The following is a 13877-nucleotide window of genomic DNA, read 5'->3' as shown; positions in this document are numbered from 1 at the left end:
GCCGAAGCGTCACTAATAAGAAAGTTGCACATTCAAAAATAAAAACTGCCCCACCGATAGACCAAAGGAGCTCATACCGGTGCTTACCGCGTATCGTCTTACCCCGTTATTCGTTGCATTGGCCGCAACGATTCCCTTCGCCGCCCAGGCCGATGAAGACAAAGCTGAAGGCTTCATCGAGGGTTCTTCGCTGAACCTGCATTTCCGCAACGCCTACTTCAACCGCGATAACCACCTCCCCGGCGTGCGTGACACCCGTGAGTGGGGCCAGGGCGCGGTTGCCCGGTTCGAGTCCGGCTACACGCCGGGTGTCGTCGGCTTCGGCCTCGACGCCCATGCCATGCTGGGCCTGAAACTCGATGGCGGTGGCGGCCATGCCGGCACCAGCATCCTGCCTACGCACTTCAAGAACGAAGACGAACTGGGTGCCGCGCCGCACTCGTTCTCGACCGCAGGTGCAGCCGTCAAGCTCAAGGCTTTCGACACCGAGCTCAAGGCCGGTGACCTGTTCCTTACCAATCCGGTGATCGCTGGCGGTGAAACCCGCATGCTGCCGCAGACGTTCCGTGGCGTGCATCTGACCAACAACAGCATCGATGGCCTGATGCTCGAAGCCGGTCAGGCCAGTTTCACCAAGCCGTACAACCAGAGCGGACACCGCCGCATCGACACCTACTACGGCAAGTTGGGTGACAACGAGAGCAAGCACCTGAACTGGGCAGGCGCGTCCTGGACGGGCACCGAGAACATCACCGCCAACCTGTATGCCGCAGAGCTGAAGGACATCTGGAACCAGTACTACGCCGACTTCGACTACACCTACGTAGTCAACGACCTGGTCAGCCTGAACCCAGGCGTGCACTTCTACCACACCCAGGACACCGGCCAGGCGCTGCTGGGCAAGATCGACAACAACACCTACAGCGTGCACTTCACCGTCAACGCCGGGTTCCACAGCGTCACCGCCGCTTACCAGCGGGTCAACGGCAACACGCCGTTCGACTACATCAACCTGGGTGACAGCATCTACCTGGACAACTCGCGTATGTACTCGGACTTCAACGCCCCCAACGAGAAGTCCTGGAAGCTGCAGTACAACTACGACTTCGCAGGCCTGGGTGTACCGGGCCTGACGTCGTCACTGTCGTACTCGCGCGGTGAAGCGGACCTGACCAAGGCTGACAAGGACCTGACCCACTACGACTACTACCGCGCGGACGGCAAGAACGCCATGCACTGGGAACGTGACCTGGACGTGAAGTATGTGTTCCAGGAGGGCAACCTGAAGGATCTGTCGGTACTGCTGCGCTATGCCACCCACCGTGGCAGCCAGGGCTATGCGTCCATCGACAGCAACAGTGACAACGATGAACTGCGGGTGATCGTCGATTACCCGGTGAACATCTTCTGACGCATTGATCGCCAGCCAGCCGACGACTACCGGGTTGCAAACGCTCAGTAGGAGCCGGTTGGCCGGCGACTTGGGCTGAAAAACAGCCCCCACAGGTAATTCCGTCGGACAAATCTTGTCCGACAATCCTCGCTTCCCTAGAATACTGCCGCCGCATAACGGCCCCTGCCTCAGCAGTAGCGAGCATGCCCACCCGATCTCCGCGTATCGCACTCTACAGGTCGCACCCCGAACTGATCCTGAACCTGGCCAGTTGCCTTGCCGTGCTCGCTATCGTGGCCATCGTCAGCTACCTGCTGGCACGCGAAAGGGACAGCGTCGAGCTGTCGGCCATTCGCTCGTCCAACAACATCGTCCAGCTCATCGAAAGCGATATCCTGCGCAACGTCGAGCTCTACGATCAGTCCTTGCAAGGCCTGATCTGGGCCGTAAGCCGAAAGGAATTGCCGGACATACCCACCAGCTTGCGCCAGCGTCTGCTGTTCAATGGCGCCTTCGTCGACCACAAGCGCGGCGATCTGCTCTGGCTCGACAAGCAAGGCAACGTAGTGGGCGATTCCACCAGCACCGTCCCACGCACGGCCAACTTGGCCAACACCAGCATTTTTCAGGCCCACCTGCATAACCCCAATCTGGGGTTGCTGGTCGGCCCGCCCTTTAAGTCCAAACTCAGCGACCTGGATTGGTGCATCAGCTTCAGCCGACGTATTTCAGGGCCTGACGCCGCGTTCGTTGGGGTAGCTGCCGGCGCACTGCGCCTGTCGTACTTCAGCGAGCTGTTCCGGCGACTGGATATCGGCGACGACAGTAGCATCAACCTGATCAACACCGACGGACAACTGCTGGCACGACAACCGACGCGCCCCCAGGACCCGATGATCGGGGCCAACGTCAACGACAGCCCCAACTTCAAGCGCATCCTCAGTGAGCACCGGGGCAGCTTCACCGCCCGCTCCAGCTTCACTGGCGCACCCCGTATCTACACCTTCGCACGTGTTGCCGACCTGCCATTGATCGTGCTGGTAGTGCACTCGGCCGACGAGGTGTTCCAGTCCTGGCGACGCACCGCGATTCTGGTCAGCGGTGCCACCGGTGTGCTGTGCATCGGTATCCTCTGGCTGAGCCTGTTGCTGGGCCGAGAGCTGCGCCGCCGCCAGGAAGCCGAACAAGGCCTGGCGACACTGGCCGCCACCGACAGCCTGACCGGACTGGCCAACCGCCGCCGCCTGGACCAGGTACTGCGTCAGGAATGGGCTCGTGCCCAGCGAAATCGACAGCCATTGGCGGTGCTGATGGTGGATGTGGATCACTTCAAGGCCTTCAACCAACGTCACGGCCATGCCGGCGGGGACCATGCGCTACGGGAAGTGGCCAAGACCATCGAACAGTGCATCCGGCGCCCGGCAGACCTTGCGGCACGCTATGGCGGGGAGGAGTTCCAGGTGGTGCTGCCGGAGACCGACCTGGCCGGCGCCAAGCTTCTTGCCGAACGCATCCGTTCGAGCGTGCAAGCACTGGCACCTTTTGCCGACGATGCCCATTCGGTGACGGTGAGCATTGGCATCGGCCTGTACCTGCCGGGCACCCAGCACGATCTGGCAAGCGTGCTGGGTGCGGCAGATGAGGCGCTCTACCGGGCCAAGGCCAATGGCCGTAACCGGGTCGAGGCGCCTGCGGTTTAGGAACGTGCGCGAACAGCGTCGCGCAGTGCCTTCACCTGGTCGTGGTTGCGCTGCACACCCTCGAGTTGCTTCTCGACGATCATGTAGGTCTGGTCGTTGGCGCCCCGGCCCAGTTTGACCAGTTTTTCGCGGGCTTCCTTATAGGCCTTCAAGGCATGGTCTTCACCGCGCTCGACTTCGTTGAGCACCGCTTCTTCATCCTTGCCGGTGACCATAGACTTGAGGTTGACCCAGCCACGGTGCAGGTCGCCGCTGATGCTGGTGGAAGTTTCCGGATCGCCACCCAGGCGGCGCACATCACTCTGCAACTCTGCGGCGGCCGAGGCGCATTCGCCTGCGCGCTGCACGAAGAAGGCTTTGAGCTCAGGGTTCTTCACGTCTTCGGCCGACGTCTTGAATCCTTTCTCGCCATCCTTGCTGTACTCGATCAGGTCGTTGAGCACGTTGATAACGTCTTTGTTCGGGTTGCTCATGGCATGAACTCCTTGGCAGGTGGAAGTCCCTAGGAACAGAGCAGCGTTCATGCCAAGCGCCAACGAATCGTTAAAACGTTGTAAATCAATAAGTTATCTAATGAGGCAAACGAACTGGAAGCGGCGTTCTGCATGATTGCCGCTTGGGCACCCGTGCAGATTGCAGTATGGTCTGCGCTTTTACTCAGCCAGATGCGCCCATGAAACCGGAAACCCTCGAACTACTGGTCACCCGTACCATGCCCTTCGGCAAATACCAGGGCCGGATCATCGCCGACTTGCCTGGGGATTATTTGGCCTGGTTCGCTCGCAAGGGGTTTCCCACTGGAGAGCTGGGCGGGTTGCTGGCATTGATGCACGAGATCGACCACAACGGGTTGATGGACCTGCTGGTGCCGTTGCGTCAGAAGCACCGGCGATAAGGCCCCCGCAGCGTCGATGCTGCGGGATTCTGGATTGTCTTGCGCGGCCTCATCGCCGGCAAGCCGGCTCCTGCAGGGCATACCTAGCCTTTGGCAGGCGCTACCGCCAGTTCCACGCGCTCGCTCTTCTTGATCACGGCATACACCACCGCTGTCAGCAGGCTGCCCGCCACGATCGCCAGCAGGTAGAGCAGCGCGTGGTTGATCGCATTAGGGATCAGCAGCACGAACAACCCACCATGCGGTGCCATCAGCTTGCACCCGAAATACATCGACAAGGCACCGGTCAACGCACCGCCTGCGATACTCGCCGGAATCACCCGCAAGGGGTCTTTGGCAGCGAATGGGATGGCCCCTTCGGAAATGAAGCAAAGCCCTAGTACCAGCGCAGCCTTGCCGGCCTCACGCTCGCTCTGGGCGAACTTGCGCCGGGCGAGGAAGCTGGCGATGCCCAGTCCAATCGGCGGCACCATGCCGGCAGCCATGGTCGCGGCCATCGGTGCATAGCTAGACGAAGCCAGCAGCCCCACCGAGAAGGCGTAGGCCGCCTTGTTGATCGGGCCGCCAAGGTCCACGCACATCATGCCGCCCAGCAACAGCCCGAGAAGAATCGCATTGGTGGTGCCCATACTGTCGAGGAAGCGGGTCAGGCCTTCGAGCATGGCCGCCACCGGCTGGCCAACCACATAGATCATCACCAGCCCAGTGAACAGGCTGGCCAGCAACGGAATGATCAGAATCGGCTTGAGGGCATCGAGACTGCTGGGCAGACGCGCCCAGCGGGCAATGGCCTTGGCGCTGTAGCCGGCGAGAAAACCGGCGACGATGCCGCCAATGAACCCAGCCCCCAGGGTGCTGGCCAGCAGGCCACCGATCATGCCGGGGGCCAGCCCCGGGCGGTCGGCAATCGACCAGGCGATATAGCCGGCCAGCAAAGGCACCATCAGCTTGAACGCGGCCTCACCCCCGATCTGCATCAACGCAGCCGGCAAAGTGCCTGGTTCCTTATAGGCTTCGATACCGAAGACGAACGACAACGCGATCAACAAGCCGCCAGCCACCACCATCGGCAGCATGAACGACACCCCGGTCAGCAGGTGCTTGTAGATACCCGTTTTCTCGGCTTTGCCGGCAGTCGGCGCACCTGCGACATCGGCGGCGCCCTCCAGCTTGCCTTCGGCCAGGGCCTTGTCCAGCGTGGCACGGGCCTGCTTGAGGGCGGTGCCGGTGCCACAACGATAGATGCGCTTGCCGGCGAAGCGTGCCGTCGGCACCTCGATGTCGGCCGCCAGCAACACCACATCGGCTTCGGCGATGGCTTCGGCGGACAGCGGGTTGCGCGCGCCCACCGAACCCTGGGTCTCGACGGTCAGCTGGTAACCCAACTGCTGGGCAGCCTGTTGCAAGGCTTCGGCCGCCATGAAGGTATGCGCTACCCCAGTCGGGCAGGCCGTGATCGCCACGATGCGCGGCGCAACGGCAGTTGCCGATGTGGGGCTGGTGGCAGACGCCCTCAGCACTTGCGCATTGGCCGCGGCTTCATCGAGGAACCCCTCACGGTCGGCCAACGCCTGGGATGGGGTGCTCTGGTACAGGCGCTTGCCGACGAAACGAGCCAGATCGACCGGGCCCGTGCTGATCACCAGCACACAGTCGGCGTCGGCGATCTGTGCAGGCGTCAGTTGTCGCTCGGGATGTTCGCTGTCCTGTACTTCGACACTGGTGCTCCAGCCCCGGCGCTGAGCCGCCGCGGCCAGCAGGCGAGCACTGAGCACGCTCGACACCTGCCCGTTGGGGCAAGCGGTGACAATGGCAATGTTCATCGGCAACCCTCTTGTTGTTCTGTCAGTTGCACACCCGCTTCCAGGCGAGCCAACTGCTCGCGATCACGAATGCCGAAGCCGACCTGGGTGACGGCCTGGGCAGCAATCGCGGTGGCCCGGCGCAAGGTATCGGTCGGCGCTTCGCTCTGCAGCAAGCCATGCACCATGCCGGCTACCAGGGAATCGCCCGCCCCCACCGTGCTGGCGACCCGCACTTTCGGCGGTCGAGCCTGCACCGTGAGGTTATCGGCGAACCAACGGACCCCTTCCGCCCCATCGGAAACAACCACATGCTCGACGCCATCGGCCAGCAGGCGCAGGGCCGCCGCGCGCTGCTGCGCTGCACTGTCCACGGTCAGGCCAAGCACTTCGCCCAACTCCTCGGTGTTGGGCTTGACCAGCCACGGCGCGCTGCGCAGCCCGGCGCGCAGGGCTTCGCCGCTGCTGTCGAGCGCGACTTTCAGGCCCAGGCCCTTGAGGCGCACGAGCAATTGGTTGAACCACTCAGGGCTCACTCCACGCGGCAGGCTGCCTGCGACCACCACGGCATCCTGTCCGGGGGCCACCTGCTCCAACACACGCAGCAGGGCCTCCTGAGCCGCTTCGTCGACTTCAGGCCCCTGCCCGTTGATATCGGTCACGCGGCCGTCGGCCTCGACCAGCTTAATGTTGCTACGGGTTTCGCCTGGAACGCGTACGAAGCAGTCGGTAAAACCGCGCCTCTCGATCAGGGCTTCGAAGGCCTGGAGGTTGTCGCGGCCAAGGAAGCCGCCGACCGTGACGCTGTGCCCCAGGTCAGCCAGCACCTGGGCAACGTTCAGGCCTTTACCGGCGGCATGACTCTGCTGGGCCTGGCTGCGGTTCACGTGGCCGGGACGCAGGGCATCGAGGCTGACTGTGATGTCCAGCGCCGGGTTCAGGGTCAGGGTGAGGATCTTGGCCATTCAGTAACGCTCCACCAGCGCGCGAACCGCCGCGGCGCTGTCTTGTTGCAGGGCCTCGCGCGCCAGGGCGCGGGCCGTCTGGTGATCGGCCTGGCGAACCAGGGCTTTGACTTCTGCAATGCTGCGGGCCGCGACGCTGAGCTCGTCGACGTCCAGGCCGAGCAGCACGGCGACTGCCTGCGGGTCCGCGGCCAGCTCGCCGCACACGCCCACCCACTTGCCCTCGGCATGGGCGGCGCGCACGGTCATGTCGATCAGGCTCAACACCGCCGGGTGCAGGCCATCTGCCTGGGCCGATAGGCTCGGATGGCCACGGTCGATGGCCAGGGTGTACTGGGTCAGGTCGTTGGTGCCGATGCTGAAGAAATCCACCTCACGGGCCAGCTGTGCGGCCAACAAGGCCGCCGAAGGCACCTCGACCATGATTCCGACCTGCAGGTCTGCCACCGGGATTTCCTCACGCAGACGTTCGACCATGGCCCGGGCTTCGCGCCATTCGTGAATCTGGCCGACCATCGGGAACATGATCCGCAGCGGCCGTTGATCGGCCGCACGCAGCAGGGCGCGCAGCTGCTCTTCCATGACCTGCGGCCGTTGCAGGGTCAGACGCACGCCGCGCACACCGAGGAAGGGGTTCTCCTCCGCGGCGATGGGCCAGTAAGGCAGCGGTTTGTCGCCTCCCACATCGAGAGTCCGCACCACCAGTGGCCGACCCTGCAGGCCGTCGAGCACGCGGCGGTACTCGGCCTCCTGGGTGGCGACGTCGGGTGCTTGGGGGTGGGCCATGAAAATCAGTTCGGTACGCAGCAGGCCGACACCTTCGGCGCCTTGATCCACCACCTTGTCGATACCCGTGCTTTCACCGATATTGGCGAACACTTCGACGGCATGGCCGTCGCGGGTCACCGCCGGCTCATGACGACTGGCCCAGGCCGCCTGCAAACGCTGCTCGCGCAGGTCGCGTTCGGCCAGGGCACGTTGCAGCTCGTCAGCGCCAGGCGCGACGCTGACCAAACCACGCTGGCCGTCCAGCAGCAGCGCGGTGCCAGGCGCCAGCAGCAGAATCGACTCGCCCACGCCCACCACCGCCGGAATGCCCAAGGCACGGGCGACAATCGCGCTATGAGCGGTGGCCCCGCCGTGCGCAGTGACGATACCGGCGACCCGGGCCGGGTCCAGCCGGGCGACATCGGATGGGCCAACTTCGGCCATCACCAGCACGTAGGGTTGCTCCGGGGCCTCCTGGGTCTGCACGCCGCACAGCTGGGCCAATACCCGCCGACCGATATCGCGCAGGTCGGCCGCGCGCTCAGCGAGCAGGGCATCGTGCAGCGCTTCCTGCTGGCGCGCAGCCGCTTCGATGACCGCCATCCATGCAGCCGCGGCGCTTTCGCCCTGAGCCAGACGCAGTTCGACATCGTCGGTCAGCGCGGGGTCGGCGAGCATTTCCTGGTGGGTGACGAAGATCTCGCCAATGGCCTTTTCGCTACGTTGTACCAAGGCCTGGAGTTCAGCATTCACCGCCTCCAGCGCTTGGCGCAGCTTCACCCGCTCCTGGGCGGGCGATTCGCCGCGCAGGGGGTAATCGATGTCACGCTCGACACACAGGTGCGCAGGGCCAGCGGCAATGCCTGGGGCAGCACCGACGCCCTGGATATGGCTACCGGCCAGCGGAGGCTGAAGCGCGTCGGCCTCTACCATAGGCTCCGGCACCACACATTTGGGCAGAGGCTCCACCTCTTCGCCAAGGCCTTGCTCGATGGCGGCCAGCAACACCGGCAGCGCATCGGCGGCGATGCCAGGCTCGGCGATCAGTTCGAGCGCCTGGCCTCGCCGCGCCCCTAGGCTCAGCAGCTTGCTCAGGCTCTTGACCGATACTGCTGGCTGCGCGCTGTCCAGCAGACGCACCCTGATTTCCCCCTCGAAGCCCTTTGCAAGCTGCGCCAGCGCTTTGGCCGGGCGGGCGTGCAGACCATGGGGGTTGGCCAGCACCACCCGTACGCTCGGCCAGTCGGCCGGCACCTCGCCGCCCAGCACCTCGAGCACGGCACGGCTGCTGGTGGCCTGGTAGAGCATCTGTCCACGGCCCTCGATCAACACTTCGCACAGGCGTTCGAGCAAGGCCTGATGGGCGGCGCCAAGGCTGGCCAGGCAGAACAGACCATTGAGCGGTTGCTCACGGTAGCGCAGTGGCTGCTGGGGCGTGATGAAGGCCAGACCGGGCTGCAACACCTGACGCTCGCTGTGCAGCCACCACAACCCTTCGCCCAAGGGCAAGGGCTCAGCCTGTTGCAGCGCGGCGGCAAAGCCATTGTCGACACACCCGGCGCGTTGCAGCAGGCGCGAGCCACGCCAGGCCAGTTCGTCGAAGTCTTCGGCAGCAAGGTTCAGGCTGACCAGTTGGGCGTCCAGCGCCAATGCCTGGGGAGCACCCTGCAGCAACTTGAGCAGCGCTTCGGCAGAACTGGCCCGACGCAGGGCCTCGGCCAGGTCGGTTTCGCCCAACGCGCGGGTCAGCAGTTGCAGCAGGCGCAGGTGCTCGTCGGAGCGGGCCGCGATGCCGATGGCGAGGTAAACCCTCTGCCCATCGCCCCAGTCCACGCCTTCGGGAAACTGCAGCAGGCGCACGCCGGTGGCGAACACCAGGTCGCGGGTCTGCGGTGTGCCGTGGGGAATGGCAATGCCCTGGCCAAGGAAGGTCGACCCCTGCGCCTCGCGGGCCTGAAGCCCCTCCAGATACCCTTCGGCGACCAGGCCGTCAGCGACCAACCGATCCGCCAACAGGCGCAAGGCCTGGGCCTTGTCGGCGGCCTTCTGGCCCATGGCTATCTGCTCTTTGGCGAGCTCGAGCATGACCTTCTCCTTTTGCAGTTCCCAGGTGGGTACTGAGGTATTGTTGTGAAATTCACGAAAACGACCAGTGCTACAGTCGGACGCAGGCAACGACCCCGGCAGAAAATTTGCCTGCTGAAACGATTAATCTGACCAGGCGGCCACGTTACTCGATAATCTGCCGAGGAAAAAGCCCCATCCTGTCGGACAATTGCGACAATGGTCGTCTGCGCGCGGTGCCTGTCCTGGGTCAAACTACCCGGTCTGGCTTCGCGGTCAGCCCCGGTAATAACAAGGAAAACTCGGTGAAACTCAGCGATATCGCCCGTCTGGCCGGTGTGTCCGTGACCACTGCCAGTTACGTCATCAACGGCAAGGCCGAACAGCAGCGCATCAGTAACGCCACGGTCGAGCGGGTACGTGCGGTGGTCGAGGCTCACGGCTTCACCCCCAACCCCCAGGCTGCCGGCTTGCGCAGCCGCCATACCCGCACGCTTGGCTTCATTCTCCCGGATCTGGAAAACCCCAGCTATGCCCGCATTGCCAAGCAGCTGGAGCAAGGCGCCCGCGCCCGTGGCTACCAGCTGTTGATCGCCAGCAGCGACGACCAGCCTGACAGCGAACGTCAGTTGCAGCAGCTGTTCCGCGCCCGCCGCTGCGACGCCCTGTTCGTCGCCAGTTGCCTGGAGCCGCACGACGAAAGCTACCGAGAGCTGCTGGACAAAGGCCTGCCGGTAATCGCCATCGACCGGCGCCTGGATCCAGCCTATTTCTGCTCGGTGATCAGTGACGATCGCGATGCCAGCCGACAGTTGGCCCAAAGCCTGTTGGCCACGCACCCACGCAGCATCGCCCTGATCGGTGCACGCCCCGAACTGTCGGTCAGCCAGGCCCGTGCCGGCGGTTTCGATGAAGCCCTGCAAGGCTTCGGCGGTGATGTACGCCGTTACCAGGGCGAAGCCTTCAGCCGGGAATGCGGGCAGCGCCTGATGCAGCAACTGACCGACGAACTGGGCGGCCTGCCCGATGCGCTGGTAACCACCTCCTACGTGCTGCTGCAAGGCGTGTTCGACGCGCTGCAAGCGCGCCCTGCCAATTCGCGCCAACTGCAGTTGGGCACCTTCGGCGACAACCAGTTGCTCGACTTCCTGCCGCTGCCGGTCAATGCCATGGCCCAGCAACACGCACTGATCGCCGCCACAGCCCTGGAGCTGGCCCTGGCCGCCATCGAGGACAAGCGCTACGAGCCTGGCGTACATGCCATAGGCCGCACCTTCAAGCAACGCATCGCGGCTGCCTGACCATGCGCCTGATCGACACCCACACCCACCTGGACTTCCCCGATTTCGACCCTGACCGCCGGCGCCTGCTGGACGATGCGGCAGCGCGCGGGGTCGAGCGGATGGTGGTGCTGGGCGTGTATCAGGCCAACTTCCAGCGGGTATGGGACCTGGTCTGTGGTGACCGACGCTTGTTCGCAGCCCTGGGCCTGCACCCGGTCTACCTCGACCAGCACCGTCCCGAGCACCTGACGCAATTGCGCGACTGGCTGGAACGCCTGCGTGGCGATCCACGGTTGTGCGCAGTCGGCGAGTTCGGCCTGGACTACTACCTGCCGGCGCTGGACAAGGCGCAGCAACAGGCGCTGTTCGAGGCGCAGTTGCAGATGGCCTGCGACTTCGAACTGCCGGCCCTGCTGCACGTGCGCCGCAGCCACGCGCAGGTGATCGCCACGCTCAAGCGCTACAAGCCGGCGCGGGCAGGCATCATCCATGCGTTCGCGGGCAGCTACGAGGAGGCCCGCGAATACATCAAGCTGGGCTTCAAGCTGGGGTTGGGCGGCGCCGGCACCTGGCCGCAGGCGTTGAGGCTGCGCAAGACCTTGCCGAGGCTGCCGCTGGAGTGTGTGGTGCTGGAAACCGACTCACCCGACATGGCGCCGGTGATGTTCCCAGGGCTGCGTAACAGCCCGGAGCACTTGCCGGAGATCGCCGCGGCCTTGGCGGAGTTGATTGGCATCGATGTACAGCGGTTGGCCGAGGTCAGCACGCACAATGCGAGTGAATTGTTTGGCTGGTAGTGGCCGGCAATGCCCTATCGCCGGCAAGCCGGCGCCCACAGGCATTGCCCTCGACCCAAGCGAGGGCGGTCCCGCAGGACCGACCTAGACCCGAAAAGCTCCGATCAAACGCTTCAACTCGATTACCTGTGCCGACAGCGCCCGGCTGGCATCTTCGGTCTGGCAGGCTCCCTGGGTGGTGTCCTGCGCCGCCCGGTTGATCGCCACGATATTCTGGTCGATGTCATGGGCCACCGCTGTCTGTTGCTCGACGGCAGCTGCGATTTGCTGGTTCTGCTCGACGATCCCGCCAACCGCGCCGAGGATATTGCCCAACGCCTGCTGTACCTGGCGTGCCTCATCCACCGTGCCCGACGCCATTTGGTGACTGCTGCCCATCGCCTGGACTGCAGCGGCCACGCCGGCTTGCAGGCGCTGGATCATCAGCGCGATTTCTTCGGTGGAGTCCTGGGTGCGTCGGGCCAGCGTGCGCACTTCGTCGGCGACCACGGCAAAGCCCCGGCCCTGCTCGCCGGCGCGGGCCGCCTCGATGGCGGCGTTGAGTGCCAGCAAGTTGGTCTGCTCGGCAATGCTGCGGATCACCTCCAGCACTCGGCCAATCGCCTGGCTGTCGCCGGCCAGTTGGTTGATCGCCGATACCGTCTCGTCGATTTCCGCCGCCAGACGGTCGATGCTGCCTTGCTGGTGCTCCACCAGGCCTCGGCCATTGGCACTCTCACGGTTGACCTGCTGCGCCCCCTCGGCTGCCAGCGCCGCACTGCGCGCCACTTCCAGGGCGGTCGCGCTCATCTGGTTCATCGCCGTGGCCACCTGTTCGATCTGCTCACGCTGACCACTGACCGCCAGGTTGCTGCGAGCCGACACAGCCAGCACCTGCTCGGCCTGCTCCTCGACCGTAGCCACGGTGCGCCCCACCTGGTCGATCAACCCCCGGATGCGCTTGACGGTTTCGTTGAAGCCCTGGCCCAGCTCGCCCAGTTCATCGCGGCTATGGGCCTGGAAGCTGACCGTCATGTCACCGTCCGCGACCTTGTCCATGGCACTGCCCAACTTGCGCAAGGTGGCCTTGGTCGAGACGAAGAAACCACCATAGAGATAGAGAATCATTGCAAAGACGCCCGCCAGCACGCCGACCAGGCCCACCATACGTAGGCGCTGCTCGCTCAGGCGCGCCTGCAGTTGCCCTTGCAACTGGGCAAGAATGGCATCGTTGAGCTGGTAGGTCTGGCCGATCAGGTCGCTGACTTGTTGATAGAACGTCGCCCAAGGCGCATCCAGGGTCTCGGCCACCACCACCTGCTCCTCGAACAATGCCGCCGCCTGCTTGACCGTGGCCTGGCTAGCCTGCGCGGCCCCTGCCAAGCCTGCCTTCACGGCCTGGTCCCCGGCCAGTGCATCGTCCAGGCGAATGGCATAGTCGGCGGCCAGGCGCTCCAGACGTTGCAGCAGGTCTTCAAACCGAGCGCTGCCGGCAGAGTCGATGAAGCCCCGGCCCAACGCCACGGCACCCATGGCCCTGCCTTCGCCCAGGGTCTGGGTGACCTGGGCCGTAGCAGTGCCTACCAGCTCGCTCAGCTGACGGACCGACGCCTGGTCGTCCTGGCCCAAGCCGGACTGGTTGACCTGCAATTTGCCAAACACTTGGGCAAGGCCCAGCAGCTTGTCGAACAACGCGACCTTGTTCTGCAGCGAGGACTCCACCCGGGCCTGGGCAAAGGCTGCCGACAGCTCCTCGCGCTTGGCCTCCAGCAGTGGGTCATGGCCTTGCAAGGCAAGCAATTGCGCCTGGACCCTGTCCTGCAGCGCAGCGATGCGTGACTCGATGTCTCCAGCCTGACCCGACTGGCCAAGTACCGCGTTGATCTGCAACAGGTTGCCCAGTGATTCCAGATCGCCTCGCAGCGCCAGGCTGCCAGCCAGGGGTGAAATACCCTCGAGTTCGACGCGAGTGGACTGGAATTGCTGGTAGGCATCACGGACCAGATAAAAGCTGGTCACCAGCATGGGCAGGAAGAACAGGACACTGATGAGGCTGAATTTCTGGCCGAAGCTCAGCCGATTCATCAATGCGATGGCCGGATAGAGCAAACGCTTCACAGGTCACCTCCATGGATTCTTATTGTTCTGCGAGATAGCACCAGGCCACTGGTATAACGCAGATCGAATCGGAGGTTTGTAAAGTAAGGTTAACCGATGGCGGCAGGGCCGCA

General features: G+C 64.1%; 10 protein-coding genes. 5 read left to right on the top strand and 5 right to left on the bottom strand.

Features of this window, described 5'->3' with window-relative positions:
• The first annotated feature begins 79 nt into the window (after nucleotides 1–79).
• Complete coding sequence (locus C4Q26_RS16425; protein ID WP_023382294.1) at nucleotides 80–1411, top strand: OprD family porin; 1332 nt, start codon at nucleotides 80–82, stop codon at nucleotides 1409–1411.
• A gap of 185 nt (nucleotides 1412–1596) precedes the next feature.
• Complete coding sequence (locus tag C4Q26_RS16420; protein ID WP_104883320.1) at nucleotides 1597–3093, top strand: sensor domain-containing diguanylate cyclase; 1497 nt, start codon at nucleotides 1597–1599, stop codon at nucleotides 3091–3093.
• Here the strand turns inward: C4Q26_RS16420 and C4Q26_RS16415 are convergent.
• The gene (locus C4Q26_RS16415) at nucleotides 3090–3566 is read right to left on the bottom strand and encodes a PA2169 family four-helix-bundle protein (protein WP_104881262.1); all 477 of its coding nucleotides are present in this window, start codon (nucleotides 3564–3566) and stop codon (nucleotides 3090–3092) included. The two genes, C4Q26_RS16420 and C4Q26_RS16415, sit on opposite strands and share 4 nt — an antisense overlap.
• A gap of 200 nt (nucleotides 3567–3766) precedes the next feature.
• On the opposite strand from C4Q26_RS16415, the gene C4Q26_RS16410 reads away from it, so the two are divergent.
• Nucleotides 3767–3988 (top strand): DUF3820 family protein, encoded by a 222-nt coding sequence (locus C4Q26_RS16410; RefSeq protein ID WP_023382297.1) that lies wholly within the window; start codon nucleotides 3767–3769, stop codon nucleotides 3986–3988.
• Between the two features lie 83 nt (nucleotides 3989–4071).
• Here C4Q26_RS16410 and C4Q26_RS16405 read toward each other — a convergent pair whose 3' ends face one another.
• The 3 genes from C4Q26_RS16405 to ptsP are packed head-to-tail and all read right to left on the bottom strand — an operon-like array spanning nucleotide 4072 to nucleotide 9608.
• Nucleotides 4072–5811, bottom strand: a complete 1740-nt coding sequence (locus C4Q26_RS16405) for a PTS fructose-like transporter subunit IIB (RefSeq protein ID WP_023382298.1) — start codon at nucleotides 5809–5811, stop codon at nucleotides 4072–4074.
• Nucleotides 5808–6755 (bottom strand): 1-phosphofructokinase, encoded by a 948-nt coding sequence (gene pfkB / locus C4Q26_RS16400; protein ID WP_023382299.1) that lies wholly within the window; start codon nucleotides 6753–6755, stop codon nucleotides 5808–5810. The genes C4Q26_RS16405 and pfkB overlap by 4 nt, the downstream gene beginning before the upstream one ends.
• Entirely contained in the window at nucleotides 6756–9608 is a 2853-nt protein-coding gene (ptsP, locus tag C4Q26_RS16395) for a phosphoenolpyruvate--protein phosphotransferase (protein ID WP_023382300.1), read from the bottom strand.
• 284 nt (nucleotides 9609–9892) lie between these two features.
• Here ptsP and cra point away from each other — a divergent pair, with 284 nt between their 5' ends.
• Nucleotides 9893–10888: a catabolite repressor/activator gene (cra, locus tag C4Q26_RS16390; RefSeq protein ID WP_023382301.1), complete on the top strand. Its 996-nt coding sequence runs from the start codon at nucleotides 9893–9895 to the stop codon at nucleotides 10886–10888.
• Between the two features lie 2 nt (nucleotides 10889–10890).
• Nucleotides 10891–11667 carry a TatD family hydrolase gene (locus C4Q26_RS16385; protein WP_023382302.1) on the top strand — a complete coding sequence of 259 codons (777 nt, stop codon included), beginning with the start codon at nucleotides 10891–10893 and terminating at the stop codon, nucleotides 11665–11667.
• 84 nt (nucleotides 11668–11751) lie between these two features.
• Here C4Q26_RS16385 and C4Q26_RS28845 read toward each other — a convergent pair whose 3' ends face one another.
• Nucleotides 11752–12456, bottom strand: coding sequence for a methyl-accepting chemotaxis protein (locus C4Q26_RS28845; RefSeq protein ID WP_371919401.1), 705 nt, complete (start codon nucleotides 12454–12456; stop codon nucleotides 11752–11754).
• Nucleotides 12457–13877 lie beyond the last annotated feature (1421 nt).

It is taken from the genome of Pseudomonas sp. SWI44, assembly GCF_002947915.1.
Lineage (GTDB): Bacteria > Pseudomonadota > Gammaproteobacteria > Pseudomonadales > Pseudomonadaceae > Aquipseudomonas > Aquipseudomonas taiwanensis.
Note: the sequence above shows the minus strand (reverse complement) of the source record. Positions and strands in the feature narration are given on the sequence as shown.

Bases quoted from the DNA above. Each gene is read 5' to 3' on its own strand.
- C4Q26_RS16420 (WP_104883320.1), top strand. From the start codon at position 1,597: ATGCCCACCCGATCTCCGCGTATCGCACTCTACAGGTCGCACCCCGAA.
- C4Q26_RS16415 (WP_104881262.1), bottom strand. From the start codon at position 3,566: ATGAGCAACCCGAACAAAGACGTTATCAACGTGCTCAACGACCTGATC.
- C4Q26_RS16410 (WP_023382297.1), top strand. From the start codon at position 3,767: ATGAAACCGGAAACCCTCGAACTACTGGTCACCCGTACCATGCCCTTC.
- C4Q26_RS16405 (WP_023382298.1), bottom strand. From the start codon at position 5,811: ATGAACATTGCCATTGTCACCGCTTGCCCCAACGGGCAGGTGTCGAGC.
- pfkB (WP_023382299.1), bottom strand. From the start codon at position 6,755: ATGGCCAAGATCCTCACCCTGACCCTGAACCCGGCGCTGGACATCACA.
- ptsP (WP_023382300.1), bottom strand. From the start codon at position 9,608: ATGCTCGAGCTCGCCAAAGAGCAGATAGCCATGGGCCAGAAGGCCGCC.
- C4Q26_RS16385 (WP_023382302.1), top strand. From the start codon at position 10,891: ATGCGCCTGATCGACACCCACACCCACCTGGACTTCCCCGATTTCGAC.
- C4Q26_RS28845 (WP_371919401.1), bottom strand. From the start codon at position 12,456: ATGAGCGCGACCGCCCTGGAAGTGGCGCGCAGTGCGGCGCTGGCAGCC.